Below are 20,929 nucleotides of genomic sequence, written 5' to 3'. Positions count from 1 at the left end.
ACCGGCATCGCGGCTGGGCCGAGGTCGCCGTCACCGTGGCGCAGTGTTCCGAACCGGTACAACGAATCGGTATTTCCGGCCATAATCGGCGGATGGCGACGGTGCAACAGGCGGATGTGCGGGACTGGGACTTCCCGAGAGGGGTGGCCAGTGCGGCGCTGATGGTCGGTTACGCCGGTGAGCACGGGGTGTCGCCGGCCCGGATGCTGCGCGGGACCGGACTCTCGGATCGGGCGCTGTCGGATCCGAACGCGCAGATCGACGCGCGGACCGAACTGGCGGTGATCCGCAATCTGGTCCGGACGCTGGGGTCCGAGCCGACCGATCTGGGGATCGCGGTGGGGCGGCGGTACCGGATCACCACCTTCGGCATCTTCGGCTTCGCCTGCGTGTCCAGTCCCACCCTCGGCGAGGCGATCGCCTTCGCGCTGCGCTATCTGGAGCTCAGCTTCACCTTCTGCATCCCCGTGACCCGGTGGGAGGAGGGCGAATACGTGGCGTACGTGCACGACGAACGGGTGCCCGCCGATGTGCGCCGGTTCCTGGTCGAGCGCGACGTGCTGGCCATGCATCAGGTGATGACGGATCTGCTCGGTCATCCGCCGGTCCTGCTGCGCGCCGAATTCGATTATCCGGAGCCGGAATACGTCGAGCGGATGACCGAGATCCTCGGCGTGCGGCCGCGGTTCGGCCGGTCGCGGAATCTGCTCGTGATGGATCCGGCGACGCTGGATCAGCCACTGCCGCAGGCGAACGAGCACACCTGGGCGATGTGCCTGGCGCAGTGCCGGGAGCTCGTGCACCGGCGTCGCGCCCGCACCGGCATCGCCGCCGAGGTGCGCGGCCGGCTGGTGCCCCGCGGCGGTTCCGACGGCATCACGACGCCACCCGGAATCGATTCGGTGGCAAAGGATCTCAATATGAGTACGCGCACGCTGCGGCGCCGGCTGGTGGACGCGGGCACCAGCTACCGAGCGCTGCTGGACGAGGTGCGGCACGCACTGGCGGAGGAGATGCTCGGTGCCACACCACTTTCCGTGAGCGATATCGCGATCCGGCTGGGCTATGCGGAGGCCTCCACCTTCATCTACGCGTTCCGGCGCTGGACCGGCACCACCCCCTCGGCGTACCGGCGCGAGCGGGTGACCGTCGCGGGGGTGTGAGCGACCGCGAATTCAGCTGGGCTGCACGGCGATCCGGCCGCCCATCGGCACGGTACGGACGATGGTGGTCAGCCGCCGGTCCTCGATCACGTGCAGCAGGATCGACGGGTCGGGGCCGTAGTCGATCGGCACCTCACCGGGCCGGGCCACCTCCCAGACGCCGCCGATCAGCGACGCCACGCTCGGCGCGACCACCAGCGGCCGGCCGCCGAACAACGTGGTGCCCATGGCGTGCATATGCCCGCTGATCACACCCACGATCCGCTCGTCGGCGGCCACCACGGACTCCAGCGGTTCGGGGTTGATCAGCCGGATCGGGTCCACCACCGTGCTGTACATGGGCAGCGGCGGATGGTGCAGGGCGATCAGGACCGCGTCCCCGGCAGGGGTGTCGCGCAGGACATCGGCGAGCCAGGCCAGGGTTTCGGCGGACAGTTCGCCGCCACTGTGGCCGGGCACGGTGGAGTCCAGCAGGGCGACGGTGACATCCGGCAGTCGCAGGACCTGGTTCAGTGGTCCGGTGGTGGGCGGCTCGCGCAACAGCACCTCGCGCAGGGCGGCCCGATCGTCGTGGTTGCCGGGCATGAATCGCACCTCGACGTCGGCGAGCAGTGCGGTGCGGGCCTGTTCGTACTGGCCGGGCCGGCCGGTATCGGTGATGTCGCCGGTGACCAGGATGGCATCGGGCCGGCGGGGCAGGTCGGCGAGATAGGCCATCACCGCCTCGACTCGCTCGGCATTGTGTTCGTGCAGGTCGAAGTGGGTATCGCTGAGCTGCGCCAACAGGATCATCGGCTCGCTTTCTCTCCGATCGCGCCTTTGCGCCCGAACGTGCCGGTCCCGGCACCTTCCCAGGCTAGAGGCCCGGACACGCCCGCGTCTGCATGAGACTCGCCACCGAATATAGCCAGTGGATATGAATGCGCCTGTCGGTGCTCACGCCGAGCTGAGGATCGTGGCCGGGTCCGCGGTGATCGGATCCGGGCCGGTGGCCCAGAAATCCGAGCCGGGTGCGGCGGTCAGATCGAGCTCGCCACCGCGCCAGGGCGCGGCCAGCCGCAGCCGCCAGGAGTGCAGATGGGTGCGGTCGCAGAGTTCGGACCGGTCGAACAGCGGGTCACCGGCGATGGGGTGCCCGATCCAGGCCAGGTGCACGCGGATCTGGTGGCGGCGGCCGGTGATCGGCCGGATCGCCAGCACGGTGTGCGTCGCGGTGCGGTGCACCGTGGTGAATTCGGTGCGCGACGGATAGTTCCGGCCGGCCAGCAGGTCCGCGGGGGCCACCGCCCAGGTATCGCCGGTGCGGGTGATCCGTTCGCGCGGCGCCGCGATCCGCACCCGATTCTTGCGGCCGACACTCAGCGGCAGCTCGATGACGCCGTGATCCGGGAGTCCGGTGGAGGCGGTGATCGCCAGATACCGCTTGTCCGCGGTGCGTTCGCCGAACTGGCGGGTCAGCGGCCCGTGCGCGGCGAGATCCTTGGCCAGCAGCACCAGCCCGGAGGTCACCTTGTCGATCCGGTGCACCGGATACAGCCGTTCGCCGTGCGCGGCGGCCTGCTCCACCAGATCGGAGTCGTGCCGCTCGCCGGTCACCGAGATCCCGGCCGGTTTGTTCAGCGCGAGGATCGCCTCGTCCTCCTCGATCCGGCAGCGTTCGCGCAGCTCCGGCCAGTTGATCTCCACCGGGATCAGGGTAGAGGTCAGCCGGTCGCGGGCCGGGAACCGGTGCGGATCAGCGGTGCGACGAACCGTTCCAGCACGGCCCGCTCCTCGGCCTCGGTACCGCCGGGGACGGTGAGCAGCGAGACGATCACCCGGGTCAGCCACTGCGCCAGGCTCGGCTCGCCCGGATCGTGCGCGGCGTCGCCGGCCGTGGCCGGCAGCGAGTCGGCGATGGCGGTGACGACCGCCGAGGTCTCGGCCAGTTCCAGCGCCAGACCCGCGTCGCCGGGCCGGAACCACGCGATCAGCAGCGGATCCGCGCGCACCACCCGCAGACTCGCCAGCACCCCCGCCACCAGTTGTGCGGCCGGATCGCCGATATCGTGGATCTCGGCCGCGACCTGCGCGCCCACCCGCCGCGCGGCGCGGTGCACGAAGGCCCGCTGCACCGCGCGGCGGCTGTCGAAGTAGCGGTACAGCGTCGCCCGGGAACAGCCCGCGGCCTTCGCGATATCGGCCATCTGGGTGGCGGCGACGCCGCGTTCGGCGAATTCCGCGGCCGCGGCGTCGAGGATCCGCTCGGCGGCCCGCATCGAGTGCTCCGCGCTGAGCCAGCCGCTCATACCGTGGCCGCCCGTGCGGCATCCGCCACGAACGGCACCCGCACCGGCCAGCGCACATAGCTGCCCTCGGCGTATTCGACGCCGTCCGGATCGACCGCGAAATCCGGGCAGCGCGCGAGCAATTCGCGCAGTGCGACGGTGGCCTGCATCCGTGCGGCCGCCGCGCCCAGGCAGTGGTGGTTGCCGTGGCCGAAGGTGACGATGCCGCGCGGACTCCGGGTGACGTCGAGTTGATCTGCGTCCGAACCGAATTCGCGCTCGTCGCGATTCGCCGAGGCGTACAGCAGCAGTACCCGGCGGCCGGCCGGGACGGTCACGCCGTGCAGTTCCACCTCGCGGGTGGTGGTGCGCGCGAGACCCTGCACCGGGGAGGTGAGACGCAGGAATTCGTCGATCGCGCCGGGGATCAGATCCGGATCGTCGATCAGCCGCTGCCGCTGCTGCGGGAACCGGGTCAGCAATTGCACCGCGCCGCCGAGGTTTCCGGTGGTGGTGTCGTTACCGCCGGACACCATGGTGAAGGCGAATCCGAGGATCTGCAGGATGCCGCCGACATCCCCGTCCGCCCCGAGCCCCGAGGCGATCAGATGCGAGACGGTGTCGTCACCGGGTTCGCGGCGGCGGCGCTCGACCAATTCCGTGAAGTACCCGGCCAATTCGGCGACCGCCTGTTGCGCACCCGCCAGCGCGCCGGTGGCGGAGGCGCCGACGATGGCATGGCTCCAGGAGTCGAAGCGCTGCCGATCGGCCTCGGGCACACCGAGATAGTGCGCCACCACCATCGTGGGCAGCGGCTTGAACAACTCCTGCGAGATGTCGCCGCCGCCGGCCGCGCGCAGCGCCTCGAGCCGCTGCACCACGAAATCTCTTACCGCGGGCAGGATCTCCTGCACCTGCCGCGGGGTGAAACCCTGGGCGACGCGACGGCGGAACGCGGTGTGATCGGGTGGATCGGTGAAGACGAACGGGCGGTTCTCGCCCAGGCCGATCTCGGCGATGTCGTGGTAGTCGACGGTGAGGCCCGCGGCGGAGGAGAAGGTTTCGGGATCGCGCACCGCGTCGTAGACGTCCCGGTAGCGCGACAGGACGTAGTAGTCCTCGGCCGGGCGGTCGGCCGGCACCACGTGGTGCACCGGATCATGTTCGCGCAGTGCGGAATACATCTCCCAGGGGTCGCGCCAGGTAGCGCCGGACCGCAGTTCGAACCGAGTCGAGTGAGACAGATCGCCGTCCATGTATCGACGGTAGGACACCCAGCGGCGACTGTCTATAACTTGTTGCAGAAATGGCCGAAATGGAGAACCTGTTCAGCGCGGCGGGAAGCGCGCGGCCGGCGCGGCCGCCCGCTGTCCGCTCGCCCGGTCCAGCAGTTCGGACACCAGCGCGGGCGGCACCGGATCGAAGTGGCGATACCACTGGCCGAGGGTGTGGAACAGCGCGGGCGTCTCCAGGCAGACCACGTGGTCGGCGTGCGCGGACAGTTCGAGGATGGGCCGGCAGGCGCCGACCGGGGTCGCGAACACGATCCGGGCCGCGCCGCGCGCCCGCGCCAGGGCGCAGGCCGCGCGGGCGGTGGCGCCGGTGGTCACGCCGTCGTCGACGAACACCGCCGTGTACCCGGCGATCGACAGCCGGTCCCGGCCGGCCCGGAAGCGGGCGGAATCGTTGCGCACGGCCTCCCGGGCGATCCGTTCGACCCGGCTCTGCTCGGCCGGATCGATCAGGGCCCGCCGCACCTGCTCGTGGTCGACGACGCGCACCGCGCCCTCGGCGACCGCGCCGAACGCCTGCTGATGCGAGCCCGGCGCGGCCAGCCGGCGCACCACCGCGATATCCAGCGGCAGCCGCAACGCCGCGGCCACCTCGTACGCCACCGGCACACCCCCGCACGGCAGCCCGAGCACGACCGTCTCCGGCCCGCGAAAGGGCCGCAGGCGCTCGACGAGTCGGCGTCCTGCTTCACGGCGGTCGAAAAATGGCATCCGTTTCACCAGGTGTCGGTTGCGAAAGAGGGCCCACCACACCCGGCCCGGGAAGACAGCAGGCCACTCTACCCGCGAGCTCCTTTCGCGGGTACGGAAACCCCGCGGTTCGCGGGGTCCCGACGGTGGAAACGATCGTCGCGCGATACCGATTCGCCTCCCGTACCATCCTGGGCGAGACAGCGTGACGACGGGAGGAGGGGGCGATCTTGGCACCTCGTCTGCCGGGGTCACTGCGGACCGGGACCCGGTGGTTGCGGCGATTCGCCGTGACGACGCCCGGTGTGCTCGTCGCCATCGCTTTCGGGGCCGTATTGCTGTGCCTGGTCACCGGACTGGTCGGGGCGAACGAACTCAACGACCGGACCGGCCGGCGCGACGCCGCGCTGCAACGGGAGGAACCGCTGGCCGACGCGGCGCAGCGGTTGTATGTCGCGCTGTCCGCCGCGGATGCCTCCGCGGCGAGCGCGTTCCTGTCCGGCGGGGTCGAATCACCGCAGATCCGAGCGCAATACGAGCAGTCGCTCACCGATGCCGCGAATGCACTGGCTGCGGCCACCGCCGGCGTCGGCGATCCGGACACCCGGCAGATCGTCGCCCGCATCGACGCCGATCTGCCCGTCTACACCGGACTGGTGGAGTCGGCGCGGGCGAACAACCGCCAGGGCTTCCCGGTCGGTTCGGCCTATCTGCGCGAGGCGTCGGCGCTGATGCAGAATTCGTTGCTGCCCACTGCGGCCCGGCTCACCACCCAGCGCTACGCGGCCGTGCGCGCGGACCAGGGGGTACTGACCCGGCCGCCGTGGATCACCGTGGTGCTGCTGCTCCTGGTGATCGGCGGCGCGGTCGCCGGTTCCCGGATCCTGTTGCGGCGCACCAACCGGCTGTTCAATCTCGGACTGGTCGCCGCGGCCGCGGCCGCCGTACTGGCCCTGGTGTGGATCGTGGCCGCGACCGTCGCGGCGCACGGCGCGATCGACGGCGGCCCGGGTGGAACCGCGGCCCGCACCGAGAATCTCGCGCGGGCACGGATTCTGGCGCAGCAGGCCCGCACCGACGAAACCCTGGAACTGATCACCCGCGGCGACACCCAGGCGCCCGAGGACGATTTCAAGGCCAAATCCACCGCGCTGCGCGATCAACTCGCCGCCGCGGCCGGTCCCGGATCGCCCATGCCGCAACAACTCGCGCGCTGGCTGGACGGCCACCAACTGCAGGTGAACGCCTACAACGGCGCCAACTACCTGTCGGCGGTGGATCAGGCGATCGGTTCCGGACCGGACTCGTCGGCCCGGCGTTTCACCGACCTCGACGGATCGTTGCGCGACGCGATCGCCGGCAGCCGCGACCACCTGCGCGCGGATATCGGTGACGGTGGTGGCAGCTGGAGTGGCTGCGATCTTGGCACACTGGGATTGATGGTGTTCGCGGCCATCGCCGCCGTCGGCGGATTGTGGCCGCGGCTGAAGGAGTTTCTGTGAGTGCCGGGCGACTGTTGCGGGTCGTGGTGGCCGCCACCGCGGTGCTGGCGGCCGGCTGCGGCGTGGACACCCGGGTGCCGGTGACGACGGCCCCGTCGGCGGTGCAGCCGCAACCGCCGGGTGCGCAGCCGATCACCATGTCGGGTGCGGTGGACAACGGCTGCGACGTGGAGGCCAGTCTCCGGCCCGGCGCGCAGCCGCAACCCGGTGCCATGCCGCCGAATTCGGTGATGGCGAGAATTCTCGCCAAGGGCCGGCTGACCGTCGGCGTCGACCAGAACACCTACCTGTTCGGCTACCGCAATCCGGCCACCGGCCAATTGCAGGGCTTCGACATCGATCTGGCCCGGGAGATCGCCCGCGACCTGTTCGGGGATCCGAATCGGGTGGAACTGCGGTCGGTTTCGACCGCGGGCCGGGTGCCGGCATTGCAGAAGGGGCAGGTCGACCTGGTGGTCCGCACCTTCTCGGTGACCTGCGACCGCCGCCGCGACGTCGACTTCTCCAGCGTGTACTACCGTGCGCCGCAACGGATTCTGGTGCCGATCGGCTCGGGTATCCGCTCCAACGCCGACCTCGCGGGCAAGCGGGTGTGCGTCACCTTCGGCTCCGATTCCACGGCGCCGCTGCTGGCGATTCCGAATCCGCCGATCGTGCAGGGCGTGGACAACTGGACCGACTGCCTGGTCGAACTGCAACAGGGCCAGGTCGACGCGGTCCGCACCGACGAGGCCATTCTGGCCGGCCTCGCGGCCCAGGACCCGAATCTCCAATTGATCGGCGACGCCATGGGTTTCGAGCCGTACGCGGTCGGATTGCCCAAGGGCGAACCGGAATTCGTGCGATTCGTGAACGGCGTGCTGGAACGCATCCGCAGCGACGGCACCTGGCAGCGCCTGTACGCCACGAACCTCACGCCCCTGGGTCCGTCGCCGGGGCCGCCGGCCGCCCGCTACAGCGATTGAGGCGACGATGTACGCCTTGACCGTTGCCGAGATCGACACCGAACTGGCCACGCGGGGCAGGGAGATCGACGCCGTCACCGCGACACTGCTGGAGCTGGACCGGCATCCGGGCCTGACGCTGCTGCGCGGCTTCCCGCCGGCCGGGACGACCGCGCAGCGCTGGCCGCCGATCCAGCGGCAACTGGACCTGATGTGGACGGATTTCGGCCGCCTCCAGTCGATCGTGGAGGAGGCTCGCGCGATCCGGGCCCGTCGGCACCGGCCCACCGACGCCGAGCGCGCGGAGCTGACCCGGCTGTTGCGGGAACGTCCGCACGAGGTGTCGCGCACCCCGATCCCGATGGCGCAGCGCACCCTGACCGGTCCGGGGGAGCAGGTGCTGTTCGTCGGCATCGCCGACACCCTGGACCGGATGCGCCGCACCTTCCCGGCGATCGCCGAATTCCTCGACTCCGTCGACGCGCGCAATTCCCGGGTGCTGACCGGCCTGGCGCCCGTCCAGGCCCGGCTGGACCGGCTCGGCGGCGCCACCGCCGAACTCGTCGACATCGGCGCCGCGGTGGCCGAACTGCTGGCCCGCTCGGCCACCGACCCGCTGTCCCTGTCGCCCGCGGACGCCGACGCGCGGATCGCCGCACTGGCCGAGCGGGTGCGCCGGGAGGACGAGGCGCTGGCCCAACTGCGGACGCTGCTCGCGGACTGGCCCACCGCGATCGCCGAGACCCGGGGCCGCCTCGACGCGCTGCGCGTCGCCGCCGGCCGCGCCGACCGGATCCGCGCCGAGGTGGAGGAGAAGATACTCACCGCGGCGCTGCCTCGGCGTCCCGATCCGACCCGGGCCCCGGCCGCCGATCTGAACGTGCTGGCCGCCGGTGCGGCCACCGCCGCCACCGCCGTGACCCTGCTGGACATCCGCCGCCGGATCGAGGCCGCCGGCCGGGCCGTCGCGGCCGACGAGGAACTGGCGCAGGGCCTGCTCGACCGCCGTGCCGAACTCCGCGGCCGGCTCGGCGCCTATCAGGCGAAGGCGGCCCGGCTGGGGGTCGGCGAGGACCGCGACGTGCTGTCCTGCCATCGCCTCGCCGACGGCCTGCTGGCCCACCACCCCTGCGACCTGGCGGCCGCCACCCGTGCCGTCGCCGACTATCAGCAGATCATCGCGGAGAAATCGGGGAGGCGGGGATGAAATGCCGCGAAACCGGCTGTGCCGGAACGGTGATCGACGGTTACTGCGTCCACTGCGGGATGGCAGCGGAGTCGCCGGGCACGGTGGTGCCCGAACCGCCGGGCACGGTGGCGGTGGAATCGCCGGGCACGGTGGCGGTGGAATCGCCGGGCACGGAGGCGGTGGAATCGCTCGGCACGCAGGCGGTGGAACCATCCGGTACGGAGGCGGTGGAGCCGCTCGGTACGGTGGCGGCGGCGCGGACCGGTCCGTCGACCGCGCGGACGGTGCGCACCCGCACGACCGGTTCGCGGCGGCGTAATCGGCGCGGGGCCGGGCTGGTGGAGGTGCCGCCGGTACCGCGGGTGGATCCGGCGACGGCGGTGCTCACCGATCCGTGTGTGCCGGAGTCGAAACGGTTCTGCGCCAAGTGCGAACAGCCGGTCGGCCGCGGGCGTGACGAGCGGGCCGGCCGGGCCGAGGGCTTCTGCGCGCACTGCGGTACGCGATTCTCCTTCGTGCCCAAGCTTTCCCGGGGCGAGCTGGTCGGCAATCAGTACGAGGTGGCGGGGGCGCTGGCGCACGGCGGGCTGGGCTGGATCTATCTGGCCGTCGATCGTCAGGTCAGCAATCGCTGGGTGGTGCTGAAAGGTCTGCTGAATTCGGAGGATCCGACCGCGATGGCCGCCGCGCTGGCGGAGCGCCGATTTCTCGCCCAGGTCGAGCATCCGAACATCGTCAAGATCTTCAATTTCGTGGAACACACCGGATCCGACGGTGTCCCAGTCGGTTACATCGTGATGGAGTACGTCGGTGGCACCTCACTGGATCAATTGCTGCGGGATCGGCTCGACGGGCGGGACGGTCATCTGCCGCCCGCCCAGGCGATCGCGTACGTGCTCGACATCCTCCCCGCGCTCGGTTACCTGCACGGACTGGGCCTGGCCTACTGCGATTTCAAACCGGGCAACGTCATGCTGACCGCGGAGCAGCCGAAGCTGATCGACCTCGGCGCCGTGATCGCGATCGACGACGAGGACAGCCCGATCTACGGCACCGCCGGCTATCAGGCGCCGGAGATCGCGCGCACCGGCCCGACCGTCGCGAGCGAGGCCTACACGGTGGGCCGCACCCTCGCCGTGCTGATGATGAAGGTGCCGCAGCGTGACGGGCATTTCGCGGATCTGCCCGGCCCGGATACCGAACCGCTGCTGGCCGGTCACGACTCCCTGCACCGATTCCTGTTGCGGGCCACCGATATCGATCCGGACGCGCGCTTCGGCTCCATGGAGGAACTGGCCGAACAGCTGACCGGGGTGCTGCGCGAGGTGCTCGCGACCGGCGACGGCCGGCCCCGGCCGCCGGAACAGCCGATCAACTTCGGACCGCCGCGGGCGCCGTTCGGGATCGCCGCCGTGCCCACGCCGCGCGAGATCGTCGCGGCCCTGCCGGTGCCGCTGGTCGACACCGGCGATCCGGGCGCGGCCCTGCTGGCCGCGACCACCGGGACGACGGTCGCGGAACTGGAAACCGGCCTGGCCGGCGGCAGCGACGAGTCGGTGGAGATCCCGCTGCGGCTGATCCGCGCCGCGATCGAATCCGGTGACGCCGCCGACGCGGGCCGCCGCATCGGCGACCTGGCCCCGGTGGTGGGCGCGGACTGGCGACTGGCCTGGTTCCGCGGCGCCGCTCGCCTGATCGAGGGCGAATTCGATTCCGCGGCAGCGGAATTCGATGCGGTCTACAGTGCACTACCGGGTGAGGCGGCGCCGAAACTGGCGCTGGCCGTGGCCTCGGAACTGGGCCGCGCCGCGGCGGGCGCCGACCCGGACGCGGAGACCGGCCGCTACTACGAAACCGTATGGCAGACCGATCATGCCCACGTGTCGGCCGCCTTCGGCCTGGCCAGGCTGCGGCGCGCGGCCGGCGACCGCGCCGGCGCAGTGGCGGTGCTGGATCAGGTCGAGCCGTCCTCGGCGCTGTATTCGGAGGCCCGCGTCGCGGCGGTGGAGGCCCTGCTGCACGATCGGAATCCCACGGAGATCACGGAGGAACTGTTGCGCGACTGTGGCGAACGGGTGAGCCGGCTGACGCTGGACTCCACCCGCCGAGCGGTCGCGGTCCGCTCGCTGGTGCTGGAGACCTCGCTGCGCTGGCTGGCCGCGGGGCATCGTCCCGGCCCGGCGCCGTTGCTGGGCAACAGCTTCGACCTCGGCGGGGTCCGGGCCGGGCTGGAATCGTGCTATCGCGCGGTCGCCCACGACACCGGCGACATGTGGCGGCGCTTCGCACTGGTGCAGCGCGCCAACGAGATCCGGCCGAGGTCGGTCCTGTGAGCGCGCCGAACCGATGCCCCGCCTGCGGGGCCGAGATCGCCGGGCCGGCGGACCGGTTCTGCGAGAACTGCGGCCGGGACCTGAATCCCGCCCCCGACGAACCCGCGACCACCCTCCCGATCCCGACCGGGGAGCCCGGGATCCCGCACACGACCCTGCCCGCGACGGCCGCGGATGCGTCGGCCCCCTGCGCGGGCTGCGGCGGCACCGGTTTCGACGCCGACGGCTACTGCGCCGGCTGCGGCGAACTGCGCAGCCCGCCGGACGGCAGTTCGGCCGATCTGGGCGCGGTACTGCTGAGCACCCATCGCGGAAAAGTGCACGCGCACAACGAGGATGCGGTGTCGGCGACCGTGGTCGACGACGGATCCGGCCCGGTGGCGGTGATCGTGCTGTGCGACGGGGTGTCCACCTCCTCGGATCCGCAGGCCGCGTCCGGCGCGGCGGTTCGCGCCGGTGGCGAGGGCATCGTGGCGGCCCTGGCCGGGGGCCGGGATCCGGTGGCGGCCAGCAGGTTCGGACTCGACGCGGCCTTCGAGGCGGTCCGCGCGACGGCGGGCCGGGATCGCAACGCGCCGTCGTGCACCTATGTCTCGGCGATCGTGCGCCGCGACCCGGCGGCCGCCTCCGGCGACCCGCAATACGAGATCACCGTCGCGAATGTCGGTGACAGCCGCGGCTATTGGCTGGCGGCCGGGTCCGAGTCGCGCCGGCTGACCGTCGACGATTCGTGGGCGCAGGTCGTGATCGCCGCCGGACAGCTCGACGAGGCCACGGCGATGCGCGATCCCCGCGCGCACGCGCTGGTGCGCTGGCTGGGTGCGGATTCCACCGATTCCGCCGCCACCACCGATATCCGGACCCACCGGGTCGGCGGTCCCGGGCTGGTACTGCTGTGCAGCGACGGACTCTGGAACTATCTGCCCGGCGCCGACGATCTGGCGAACCTGGTCGCCGCGACGGCCCCGGACGCGGCGGCGAACGCACTGGTCGACTTCGCGCTCGCCGGCGGTGGCAGCGACAACATCACGGTCGCGCTGGTGCCCGTGCCCATGCCGGGGCAGTCGCGCGCGAAGAGCACACCCTGGTCGCGAACGGGAGGAGAACAACGGTGAGCACCGGGTCGGAATCTGGCAGAGCCGATGGGGGGCAAGGCATTTCGGTGACCATCGACCAGAACTCGTATCTGGCCGCCGGCGCCGACACCGTCGACGCCATCGTCACCATCGAGGCGGGTGCGGATTTCGCGGCCGCCGCTCCGCCACCGCAGCGGCTCGAGATCATCATCATCGACTGCTCCGGTTCGATGGGGGCCGGTGACCGGTTCCAGGGCGCCCGGCGGGCGGCCTTCGCGGCGATCGAAACCATCACCGACGGAACGTTGTTCACGGTCATCGCGGGCACCGCCGAGGCGCAGGTGGTCTATCCGCGGCGCGGGCCGTTGCTGCCCGCCGACGACACCACCCGCGGTGCGGCCCGGCTGGAACTGGATCGGCTGCGGCCCTACGGCGGTACCGCGATGGGCACCTGGGTCGGCCTGGCCCGGCAGATCGCGCAGCAGCATCCGGGCACCCTCGCGCACGCGATCCTGTTGTCCGACGGTAAGAACGAGCACGAGAGCCCGGAACAGCTGGCCGCCGAGATCGGCCGTTCCCAGGGTCTGCTGAGCGTCGACTGCCGCGGCGTCGGCGACAGCTACATCGTGGAGGAGTTGCGTTCGATCGCGTTCGCGCTCAACGGAACCCTGGACGTGCTGCGCCAACCGGCGGAACTGGCCGCGGAATTCGCGGCGATGATGCAGGCCTCGATGAACAAGGCCGTATCCGATCTGACGCTGCGGGTGTGGACCCCGGCCGGGGCGGTGGTGCGCTTCGTCAAGCAGGTCGCCCCCGATCTGACCGACCTGTCCCGCACCGAGGCGGGCGGGCAGATCGGCGAATATCTGCTCGGTCCGTGGGGCGGCACCGACGACCGCGACTACCACGTCCAGGTGCGGGTGGATCCGGCCCCGGTGGGCCGGGAGAAGCTGGCGGCCCGGATCAGTGTGGTGTCCGGTACCGAGGTGCTGGGGCAGGGCCTGGTCAAGGCGATGTGGACCGCCGATACCGAACTGTCCACCCGGATCAATCACCGCGTGGCGCATTACACCGGACAGGCCGAACTCGCCCAGACGATCCAGGACGGGCTGGCGGCGCGGCAGCAGGGCGATCTGTCCACCGCGACCGCGAAACTGCAACGCGCCGTGGTACTCGCCGCCGAATCCGGTAACGACAACACCGCCAAACTGCTGCGCGGCGTGGTCGAGGTCGACGACCACACCGGCACCGTCCGGCTGCGCCGCACCATCGACACCTTCGACGAGAAGGCACTCGACGCCCGCTCCACGAAGACGGCGCGGGTGCGGAAAGCGCAGGAGGGATGATGAGCGACAATCGCGTAGCGGCTCGTCGTCCCGACCGGGTGCGGGTGTCCCGCACATTGCACGAGGCATGATGGGTGGCAGCCGCGCCGCGGCTCGTCGTCCCGACCGGGTGCAGGTGCCTCGAAAGCTACAGGAGCAGTGATGGTTCGGTGTCCCGACGGGCATATGTCCACTGCCACGGACTACTGCGATGTGTGCGGTACCGCGCTCGAGGGTGATCCGGCGGCGGCCACCGTGGTGTCGGCGGCCGCGCCGGAACCGGCGCGCTGTCCGGCCTGCGATGCCCCGATCGCGGGCCGGTTCTGCGAGGAGTGCGGCCACGATTCGGCACTGCCGGCGCCGCCGCGATCCGAGGACACGGCGGTGATGGCCGTCTACGAGCCCGCCGCCGGCGCCGCGATCCCGGTGGCCGGCGATCCGGAAACGCCTGCTGGAGACTATGTCTGGATCGCCACCGTGGCCGCGGATCGGGAATTCTTCCAGCGGGTGCTGACCCGCGAGGGCCCCGACGCCGAGCGGGTGGAATTCCCGGCCTACTACCCGGAGCGGCGAATCCTGTTGCACGGCAGCGATTTTCTCATCGGCAAGCGCAGTGCGTCGCAGGGCCTGATGCCGGAGATCGACCTCGGTATCGCGCCGGCCGATATCGGCGTCTCCCGGGCCCACGCCCGCCTGCACCTGGACGGGAACGGCCTGACCGTCACCGATCTCGGCTCCACCAACGGCACCAGCCTCAACGGCAGCGACGATCTGATCCCCGCGCGGGTCCCGATCCCGTTGCATCCCGGCGACCGGATCCACGTCGGCGGCTGGACCACCATCACCGTCACCTTCGAGCCGTAGCCGGGGGCGGGCCGATCCCGCCCCAGCCGCGGGCCGCCGATCTCGCCACGGCCGCGGGCGGCCGATCTCCACGCAGCCCGCAGGCGGCCGATCCCGCCCCAGTCTCCGCCCCGGCACCGGTGTTAGGGTGACGCTCGTGCATCGACTCTTCTGCATCACCCCGCCGCCCGCTCGCTGAGCGGGGCGATTCTCCCGGGCCGAGCGGTGTGACCGCCCGGTTCGTTCTCCGTACCGGTTTTCTCCGGCCCCGTTGCGGCCGACCGGTTCCCGCGACGCCGATCGTCGCGTATCGCCCCGCGTCGTCGATTCCCACATCCTTCGACGCAGGAGCACATGCACATGTCCGTCGACCTCGTCGCGCGCTCGCGCGACCGTTCGGCACCGGTCCTGATGACGGCCGGAATCCTCTGGGGCACAGGCGGTCTCGCCGGCGCCCGGCTGGGTGCGCTGGCCCAGCTGCAGCCGGTGGCGGTGGCCTGTTACCGGCTGCTGCTCGGTGGCGGTTTCGCCGTGGCCTATCTGGCCGTGACCGGTGGGTTGCGCGCGCTGCCGCGCACCCGGCCGGCATTGCGCCGGATCCTGGTCAGCGGTGCGCTGCTGGGCCAGTTCCAGGGCTGCTATTTCGCTGCCGTGCACTACATTTCGGTCAGCCTGGCGACCATGGTGACGATCGGCACGATGCCGGTCTTCGTCGCGCTGGGCACCGCGGCCCGAACCCGGCGGCGGCCGGATGCCCGCACGATCGCGGCGCCGACCGCCGCGGTGGCCGGGCTGGTCCTGCTCACCTGGTCGCCCGGGGTGGTGACGACCACCGCCGGCCTGGCGGCGGGGCTGGGCCTGGCGCTGGTCTGCGCGCTGGGCTTCGCCACGCTCACCCTGCTCACCGCGGAGCCGGTACCGGGCCTGCAACCCCTGCCCACCACCGCCTTCGGCATGGTGTTCGGGGGCGCGCTGCTGGTCCCGATCGCCGCGACGACGGGCCTGGCCCTGCCGGTCCGGCCGGCCGTCGTCGGGACCGCGCTCTATCTGGGCAGCGTGCCCACCGCGCTGGCGTACACGCTGTACTTCCGGGGGTTGCGCACCGCGACGCCGTTCTTCGCGGCGCTCGCGGCGTTGCTGGAACCGCTCACCGCCACGGTGCTCGCGGTCGTGTTGCTGGGCGACCACCTCACCCCGATCGGCTGGTGCGGTGCGGCGCTGCTGATCGGCACCGTCGCGCTGAGTCCCCGGTGACCCGGTAGGGCCGCGGGAGGTGCGGACGGCCGTGCTCGCGGGCCGTCCGCACCCTCGGCGGGCGAGATCTGTCATATAACAGATGTTTATTGTTTCGTTATCGCGGGCATCCGTGTTGTCTTTGTGTTCCGGGGTGCCGCCACGAAAGATGGCAACCGATTCGCAGGACTGACAGATCATCGGATGTTTTTCGAAATCCATCGAGAAGACCGGATGGCGTCCGCGCGCTTCTCGTGCGGTCCACCGGCGCTCGTACGAGGATCGGAGGACCGCGTCGTATGTCAGGAACCGCAGAGGGTCGAAGTCGCAGCCGCCTCAGGCGGATGCTCTGGTGTGTGCTTGCGGCCGCACTGGTCGTGATCTGCGCGATCGGCACCCTGTTGCTGACCACCGGACAGGTGACGGCACACGGGAAGTCGTCGCCGGGAGTCCGGCCCGTGGGCTGGCTGGACAATCCGTTCGCCGAATTCACCGATTCGCTGCCGTGGTTGCCACACACCCACCAGCGGACGGCCGGGGAGGTGGCTGCGGAGGCCGCACGCTCCAAGATCGGCTCGAGTTACATCTTCGGCGCCACCGGCCCCGATACCTTCGACTGCTCCGGATTGGTGGTGTGGTCGTACGAACAGGCCGGGATGGAACTGCCCCGCACCAGCTACGACCAGCTCGCCGCGGGCATCCCGGTGTCGCTGGACGAGCTGCGGCTCGGGGATCTGGTGTCCTTCTACGACGGCGACCATTCCGCCATCTACGCCGGTGACGGCCAGGTGATCCATGCCTCCACGTCCGCGCGAGGGGTGGTGCTGTCGCCCATCGACGATATGCCGGTGACGGGCGCCCGGCGCTTCTGAGCTACGGCCTGCCCCGGCGACTCCGTGGAGATTGCCGGGGTATTGCCGTTTTCGGAACAATTGTCCGTTGAGAAAGGCGCGTACCCGCCGGGAGACGATGAGGGGCACACTTCCGACGGGTACGCGCGGCGGCCCGATGGTCGTTGCGGAGAGTCGTCGAATAGCGCGAGCGCTGGGCGGAAGGATGCCGGCCGACCGCCGCGGCAGCTGGGCGACGAGGCGGCTCACTGCACGGGCCGATACCGACGATTGCGGCCGCGCAGCGCCCCGGCCAGCGGGTTTGCTTCCAATGAAACTGGATGCCGAATATTTGCTGAAGTGTCGAAAATGATATCCGGATCACTTTCATTCATAGAAAGTCGTGCTAACGAGATCCGATTGTTCCATTAGTTTTCGATTTCGGTGCGCGTATTCGGCCGGTGCCGCGGGGACGGCGGCGGGCAGAACGAATCGGAACGCGTCACCCGATACGTCTCGACTGCCGCGAGATGTTCGGACGGAATCGACGAGGAAAGATCATGAGGGAAAATCGTGTCGCCGGCCCGATGTGGGCGTGGCGAGCCGCCGGTGTGGCGCTGGCCGCCGCGGCCGCCGTCGGGTGCTGTGCGGCCGGTGCCGCGAACGCGGACACCTTCGTACCGCTGGCCGACGGTCATACCGCCGGTGCCGGCGTGGTGATCGACTCGCGCGGGGAACACGCGGTGATCTCGCCGTCGCTGGCAGGCAACGGGGCCGGCCGCAACGTCTGGATCACCGGCGACGTGACCGCCGAGGTGGACACCCCGGACGGCGCCGCGGGCCCGTGGAACGGCGCGGCCGGCACCTCGGGGACGAACAACTCCTCGACGCACGGCACCTCCGAACTCACCGTCGGCTACGTGGTCGGCTGCCAGGTGGCGCTGGGCAGCCTGTCCACCTCGATGTCGGCGGCGCTGGGCAGCGCGCCGAGCCTCGCGGGATCGCTGTCGCTGCCGCTGAAGCCGGGCGAGATCGAATGGGTCACCGTCGATCGGAAGGATCTCCCGCACAGCGGCACCTATCACGTCGACTATCAGGATTCGCAACTGTCGATCGAGGGCTGCGCCGGGTACGCGCAGGCCCGCCAGGTGGTCGTGGTCGAGATCATCGGCGACGACTACTCCAAGACCACGCTGTACGGCCGGCCGTTCGGTCTCGGCTGAGTTCGCCGCCGCTCCCGTCTCGCTCCGGCGAACGAATTCCCGAGGAAGTCAGCATCATGCACATCGTCAAGGGCGCCGCCGCGGCCGCGGTCGCGGGGATCGCGATCGGGCTGTTCGCCGCCGGTGCGGCCGACGCGGACACCTTCGTCCCGCTGCCGGGCGGCGATATCACCCGGACGCTGGAGGACGGCACATCCGTGCACGTCACGCTGTCGGGCGAGTCGGCGAACATCAATCCGTCCATGGGCGGCACGCCGCTGCACCGCAACGCCTGGGTCTCCGGCCACGGCGAGGTGAACCTCACCGGCGGCGACGCCGACGACCCGTCCACCTCTACCCGGGTGCGCCCCGGCTACGTGGTCGGCTGTCAGGTGGATCTGAGCGACGGCGTCACCCTCGGCGTGAACGGCACCGCCTCCGGCTCGGTGAGTGCGGGCAGCGACGGCAGGCCGTCGGTGTCCGGGTCGGTCACCCCCGGCGCCTCCGCCGATCTGACCCTCACCGCCGGCCAGGCCCGGTCGTTGTACGTACTCGATCTGGAATCGGCCGACGACTTCGGCGCCGACTCGCACGACAACCGGCATTCGGCGAAGGGCGGCCACAACAGCGTGACCTGGAAGGACGAGACCATCGCGGTGAACGGCTGCGGCGGATATGCCCAGGCCCGTGCGTTCGTCGAGGTCATGGTCGCCACGCCGACCGTCACCGGGCATGTGACGCTGTGGGGCGAGCCGTTCGGCATCGGCTGACGACACGACGCGACGGGCCCCGAACCGGATAGGTTCGGGGCCCGTCGCGTCGGATGCTGTCCGGGGAGATGTCTACCGGTTGCCCTGCCGCGGCGCGTTGTTCGGGCCGGGGGCCGCGACCTCCTGGCCCGGGGCGGGCTGCAGGGTGGTCTGGCCGGTCGGCTTGTCGGCGTAGCGGGAGGTGCCGTCGGCGGCCTGCATGGTGCCGACCAGGTCCAGGCCGGTGGCGATCAGGGTCGGTCCGCCCGCGGCGATGGTGCCCACGATGCCGCCGACACCGGCGCCGGTGACCAGGCCCGCCACACAACCCGCGGCGATGGTCACGACACAGCCGATGGTCGCGCCGACCGCGGTGCCGATGAAGCCGCCGACCGCGGTGGCCAGGCTGAACTTCGTGCTGAAGTCGGACATCGCCTTCTGGTTCTCGGCGTCCGACGCGATGGCCTGCGCGGCGATCGGCTTGGTGGCGACCGGGTTCAGCGCCAGCGGCTGGGACACGTCCAGGCCGGAGGGCCGCTGCGGGGTCAGCTCCAGCACGCTGCCGTTTTCCTTGACCGCGGGGGCGACCGGGATGACCAGGCCGACCACGTGCACGTCGAGCGGCAGCGTGGCGACGGTGTGCCCGCCGTTGTCGCGGACGTCGACGACATCCACGGCGTCGGTGGCCGGGGTGACCGCGCCGTCGGCGGCGTACAGCGCACCGTCACGCTCGGTCAGCCGCACGTCCTTGCCGTCGGCCAGATCGGCCCGGCGCGCCTTGGCGAGTGCGAAGGTGCCGTCCCGGAGGGTCGTGACGACCTTCTGGTCGACGAGTTTGGCCGAATATCGGACCTCCGGCTGCGCGGCGGCGGGATCGGCATGGCTGATGCCCGCGGTCGCGGCCAGAGCACCCACAACCAGGGCGGCGGCCGCTGTAACGCTGCGCATTTGCATGGCGGTTGTTCCAATCCTTCTCGTCGGCTCGGCTTTCCGGTGGGATCGGCGCGAAACCTGCTGTGTGACGGTTTCTTTCGATCGGGCCGGAGCAGAGTGATACGGCAGATCGCCTCGGATCATATTCGAGATATTCCGAGAATGCGACATCGTATGTCGACCTCTGTCAATCCGGTCCGCAATCGAACGCCGGTCGGTTGCCATGAAGTGAAATAGTTCCGCAGCCGCGGAGAAACCACTGCTGAGGGTGGCCGGGCCGATGCCGGGAGGTCGGGCCGAGTGTTTGCCGGAGCGCTCCGAGAGTTACCATGATTGAGAGCGAAATAGCATCGTTCCACGTGAACGGGCCTTTCGGGCGGGCGGTCCGGGGACGTGTCCGCCGCGTTGCCGGAGAAAATCCGGCGATCCCGCCCGACGGAACGACGCCCGGGGTGGGCAAGGTCACTCCCGGACGTATCCGGTAGGACCGTTTTCCGCGGTTGCGGACGGAAGTGAGGCTGAGATCGATGGCGCGACATTCCAACGGGGAATCGGTCTTCTCCAGAGTGGCACGGATTTTCGAGGGTTTCGATCCGGAGCATTCGGCGCTGACGGTCTCGGAACTGTCCGAACGGACCGGGATTCCGCTGCCGTCGACCTCGCGAATGGTCGCGGAGATGATCGAATACGGCTGGCTGTGCCGGGACGCGGACAAACGGGTCCGGGTGGGGATGCGGATCTGGGAGCTGGTGGCGCGGGCCGCGCCCGTCAACGAGTTGCGCGCCGCGGCGCTGCCGGTGATGACCGATCTGCTCGGCCGGGCCGGACGGCATGTCCACCTGAGTATCCGGGCCGGACGCGAGGTGCTGTGCGTCGAGCGGCTCAGCGCCCCCGGGGCGATTCCGGATCGCACCACCACCGTCGGCGGCCGGTCGCCGTTGCCGGTGTCGGCGCCGGGGCTGGTGCTGCTGGCCCACGCGCCCGCCGGTCTTCGCGAGGCGGTGCTCGCGGCCCCGCTGCCGGCCATCGCCGGCGAGCCCGTGACCGATCCGAATGCGTTGCGCCGCTTGCTGTCCGAGATCCGCCACACCGGCGTCGCGCACTGTCCCGGCATCCTCGACCCGGCGGTGACCGCCCTCGCGGTGCCGGTGCGCGCCGCCGGTGGCAGCACGGTGGCGGCGCTGTCGGTGGCGCTGCCGGCCACCGCGGCGATCCCGCCGATGGTGCCCCCGCTGCGCGCGGCCGGCGCCCGGATCGGCCGCGCCCTCGGTGATCACGGGCCGGTGCGCGTCGGCCTGCCGGATACGCTCACCGCCTGAACTCTCCGAAACGCCCCGCGGGCGGGTCCCTCCGGAGAA

Annotated in this window: 19 protein-coding genes; 13 read left to right on the top strand and 6 right to left on the bottom strand. The window is 70.8% G+C overall.

What is annotated here, in order from left to right; genetic code table 11:
* Nucleotides 1-92: 92 nt before the first annotated feature.
* Complete coding sequence (locus G361_RS0132695; protein WP_019931357.1) at nucleotides 93-1,163, top strand: AraC family transcriptional regulator; 1,071 nt, start codon at nucleotides 93-95, stop codon at nucleotides 1,161-1,163.
* Nucleotides 1,164-1,175: 12 nt separating this feature from the next.
* On the opposite strand, the gene G361_RS0132690 is transcribed toward G361_RS0132695, so the two are convergent.
* The 5 genes from G361_RS0132690 to G361_RS45750 form a co-directional block, all read right to left on the bottom strand.
* Nucleotides 1,176-1,955, bottom strand: coding sequence for a metallophosphoesterase (locus G361_RS0132690; RefSeq protein ID WP_019931356.1), 780 nt, complete (start codon nucleotides 1,953-1,955; stop codon nucleotides 1,176-1,178).
* 144 nt (nucleotides 1,956-2,099) lie between these two features.
* Nucleotides 2,100-2,849, bottom strand: coding sequence for an RluA family pseudouridine synthase (locus G361_RS0132685; protein WP_019931355.1), 750 nt, complete (start codon nucleotides 2,847-2,849; stop codon nucleotides 2,100-2,102).
* Nucleotides 2,850-2,866: 17 nt separating this feature from the next.
* The gene (locus tag G361_RS0132680; protein WP_019931354.1) at nucleotides 2,867-3,451 is read right to left on the bottom strand and encodes a TetR/AcrR family transcriptional regulator; all 585 of its coding nucleotides are present in this window, start codon (nucleotides 3,449-3,451) and stop codon (nucleotides 2,867-2,869) included.
* Nucleotides 3,448-4,686 carry a cytochrome P450 gene (locus tag G361_RS0132675; protein WP_019931353.1) on the bottom strand — a complete coding sequence of 413 codons (1,239 nt, stop codon included), beginning with the start codon at nucleotides 4,684-4,686 and terminating at the stop codon, nucleotides 3,448-3,450. The genes G361_RS0132680 and G361_RS0132675 overlap by 4 nt, the downstream gene beginning before the upstream one ends.
* A gap of 72 nt (nucleotides 4,687-4,758) precedes the next feature.
* Entirely contained in the window at nucleotides 4,759-5,433 is a 675-nt protein-coding gene (locus G361_RS45750; protein ID WP_036496158.1) for a phosphoribosyltransferase, read from the bottom strand.
* 269 nt (nucleotides 5,434-5,702) lie between these two features.
* Between G361_RS45750 and G361_RS0132665 the strand changes: the two genes are divergently transcribed.
* From G361_RS0132665 to G361_RS0132615, 11 genes are all read left to right on the top strand, one after another.
* Nucleotides 5,703-6,914 carry a hypothetical protein gene (locus G361_RS0132665; protein WP_231387176.1) on the top strand — a complete coding sequence of 404 codons (1,212 nt, stop codon included), beginning with the start codon at nucleotides 5,703-5,705 and terminating at the stop codon, nucleotides 6,912-6,914.
* Nucleotides 6,911-7,879 (top strand): glutamate ABC transporter substrate-binding protein, encoded by a 969-nt coding sequence (locus tag G361_RS0132660; RefSeq protein WP_019931350.1) that lies wholly within the window; start codon nucleotides 6,911-6,913, stop codon nucleotides 7,877-7,879. The genes G361_RS0132665 and G361_RS0132660 overlap by 4 nt, the downstream gene beginning before the upstream one ends.
* Nucleotides 7,880-7,886: 7 nt before the next feature.
* Nucleotides 7,887-9,065: a hypothetical protein gene (locus G361_RS0132655; protein ID WP_019931349.1), complete on the top strand. Its 1,179-nt coding sequence runs from the start codon at nucleotides 7,887-7,889 to the stop codon at nucleotides 9,063-9,065.
* Nucleotides 9,062-11,380 carry a serine/threonine-protein kinase gene (locus tag G361_RS0132650; RefSeq protein WP_019931348.1) on the top strand — a complete coding sequence of 773 codons (2,319 nt, stop codon included), beginning with the start codon at nucleotides 9,062-9,064 and terminating at the stop codon, nucleotides 11,378-11,380. Before G361_RS0132655 ends, G361_RS0132650 begins: the two co-directional genes overlap by 4 nt.
* Nucleotides 11,377-12,495, top strand: coding sequence for a serine/threonine-protein phosphatase (locus G361_RS45745; RefSeq protein WP_019931347.1), 1,119 nt, complete (start codon nucleotides 11,377-11,379; stop codon nucleotides 12,493-12,495). Before G361_RS0132650 ends, G361_RS45745 begins: the two co-directional genes overlap by 4 nt.
* A 47-nt stretch (nucleotides 12,496-12,542) precedes the next feature.
* Entirely contained in the window at nucleotides 12,543-13,802 is a 1,260-nt protein-coding gene (locus tag G361_RS51660; protein WP_019931346.1) for a VWA domain-containing protein, read from the top strand.
* 165 nt (nucleotides 13,803-13,967) lie between these two features.
* Nucleotides 13,968-14,645, top strand: coding sequence for an FHA domain-containing protein (locus tag G361_RS0132635; RefSeq protein ID WP_019931345.1), 678 nt, complete (start codon nucleotides 13,968-13,970; stop codon nucleotides 14,643-14,645).
* Between the two features lie 339 nt (nucleotides 14,646-14,984).
* The gene (locus tag G361_RS0132630; protein ID WP_026343776.1) at nucleotides 14,985-15,878 is read left to right on the top strand and encodes a DMT family transporter; all 894 of its coding nucleotides are present in this window, start codon (nucleotides 14,985-14,987) and stop codon (nucleotides 15,876-15,878) included.
* Between the two features lie 335 nt (nucleotides 15,879-16,213).
* Nucleotides 16,214-16,729 carry a C40 family peptidase gene (locus tag G361_RS47515; protein WP_231387175.1) on the top strand — a complete coding sequence of 172 codons (516 nt, stop codon included), beginning with the start codon at nucleotides 16,214-16,216 and terminating at the stop codon, nucleotides 16,727-16,729.
* A 518-nt stretch (nucleotides 16,730-17,247) separates the two neighbouring features.
* Nucleotides 17,248-17,910: an MspA family porin gene (locus tag G361_RS0132620; RefSeq protein WP_019931342.1), complete on the top strand. Its 663-nt coding sequence runs from the start codon at nucleotides 17,248-17,250 to the stop codon at nucleotides 17,908-17,910.
* Nucleotides 17,911-17,966: 56 nt separating this feature from the next.
* Nucleotides 17,967-18,659 (top strand): MspA family porin, encoded by a 693-nt coding sequence (locus G361_RS0132615; protein WP_019931341.1) that lies wholly within the window; start codon nucleotides 17,967-17,969, stop codon nucleotides 18,657-18,659.
* 72 nt (nucleotides 18,660-18,731) lie between these two features.
* Here G361_RS0132615 and G361_RS45735 read toward each other — a convergent pair whose 3' ends face one another.
* On the bottom strand, nucleotides 18,732-19,586 hold the full coding sequence (locus tag G361_RS45735) for a hypothetical protein (protein WP_196814708.1): 855 nt from the start codon (nucleotides 19,584-19,586) through the stop codon (nucleotides 18,732-18,734).
* A gap of 512 nt (nucleotides 19,587-20,098) precedes the next feature.
* On the opposite strand from G361_RS45735, the gene G361_RS0132605 reads away from it, so the two are divergent.
* The gene (locus G361_RS0132605) at nucleotides 20,099-20,890 is read left to right on the top strand and encodes an IclR family transcriptional regulator (RefSeq protein ID WP_036496156.1); all 792 of its coding nucleotides are present in this window, start codon (nucleotides 20,099-20,101) and stop codon (nucleotides 20,888-20,890) included.
* Nucleotides 20,891-20,929: the final 39 nt, after the last annotated feature.

This window comes from Nocardia sp. BMG111209, assembly GCF_000381925.1.
In the GTDB taxonomy this organism is placed as follows: domain Bacteria; phylum Actinomycetota; class Actinomycetes; order Mycobacteriales; family Mycobacteriaceae; genus Nocardia.
The sequence above is the reverse complement of the archived record's forward strand: the minus strand, read 5'-3'. Positions and strand labels throughout refer to the sequence as shown.

Excerpts from the sequence above, each read along its gene's own strand:
- G361_RS0132635 (WP_019931345.1), top strand. The coding sequence starts at position 13,968 with ATGTCCACTGCCACGGACTACTGCGATGTGTGCGGTACCGCGCTCGAG.
- G361_RS45735 (WP_196814708.1), bottom strand. The coding sequence starts at position 19,586 with ATGCGCAGCGTTACAGCGGCCGCCGCCCTGGTTGTGGGTGCTCTGGCC.
- G361_RS0132695 (WP_019931357.1), top strand. The coding sequence starts at position 93 with ATGGCGACGGTGCAACAGGCGGATGTGCGGGACTGGGACTTCCCGAGA.
- G361_RS0132630 (WP_026343776.1), top strand. The coding sequence starts at position 14,985 with ATGTCCGTCGACCTCGTCGCGCGCTCGCGCGACCGTTCGGCACCGGTC.
- G361_RS0132620 (WP_019931342.1), top strand. The coding sequence starts at position 17,248 with ATGAGGGAAAATCGTGTCGCCGGCCCGATGTGGGCGTGGCGAGCCGCC.
- G361_RS0132650 (WP_019931348.1), top strand. The coding sequence starts at position 9,062 with ATGAAATGCCGCGAAACCGGCTGTGCCGGAACGGTGATCGACGGTTAC.
- G361_RS45750 (WP_036496158.1), bottom strand. The coding sequence starts at position 5,433 with ATGCCATTTTTCGACCGCCGTGAAGCAGGACGCCGACTCGTCGAGCGC.
- G361_RS0132655 (WP_019931349.1), top strand. The coding sequence starts at position 7,887 with ATGTACGCCTTGACCGTTGCCGAGATCGACACCGAACTGGCCACGCGG.
- G361_RS0132690 (WP_019931356.1), bottom strand. The coding sequence starts at position 1,955 with ATGATCCTGTTGGCGCAGCTCAGCGATACCCACTTCGACCTGCACGAA.
- G361_RS0132680 (WP_019931354.1), bottom strand. The coding sequence starts at position 3,451 with ATGAGCGGCTGGCTCAGCGCGGAGCACTCGATGCGGGCCGCCGAGCGG.
- G361_RS0132615 (WP_019931341.1), top strand. The coding sequence starts at position 17,967 with ATGCACATCGTCAAGGGCGCCGCCGCGGCCGCGGTCGCGGGGATCGCG.
- G361_RS0132605 (WP_036496156.1), top strand. The coding sequence starts at position 20,099 with ATGGCGCGACATTCCAACGGGGAATCGGTCTTCTCCAGAGTGGCACGG.
- G361_RS0132675 (WP_019931353.1), bottom strand. The coding sequence starts at position 4,686 with ATGGACGGCGATCTGTCTCACTCGACTCGGTTCGAACTGCGGTCCGGC.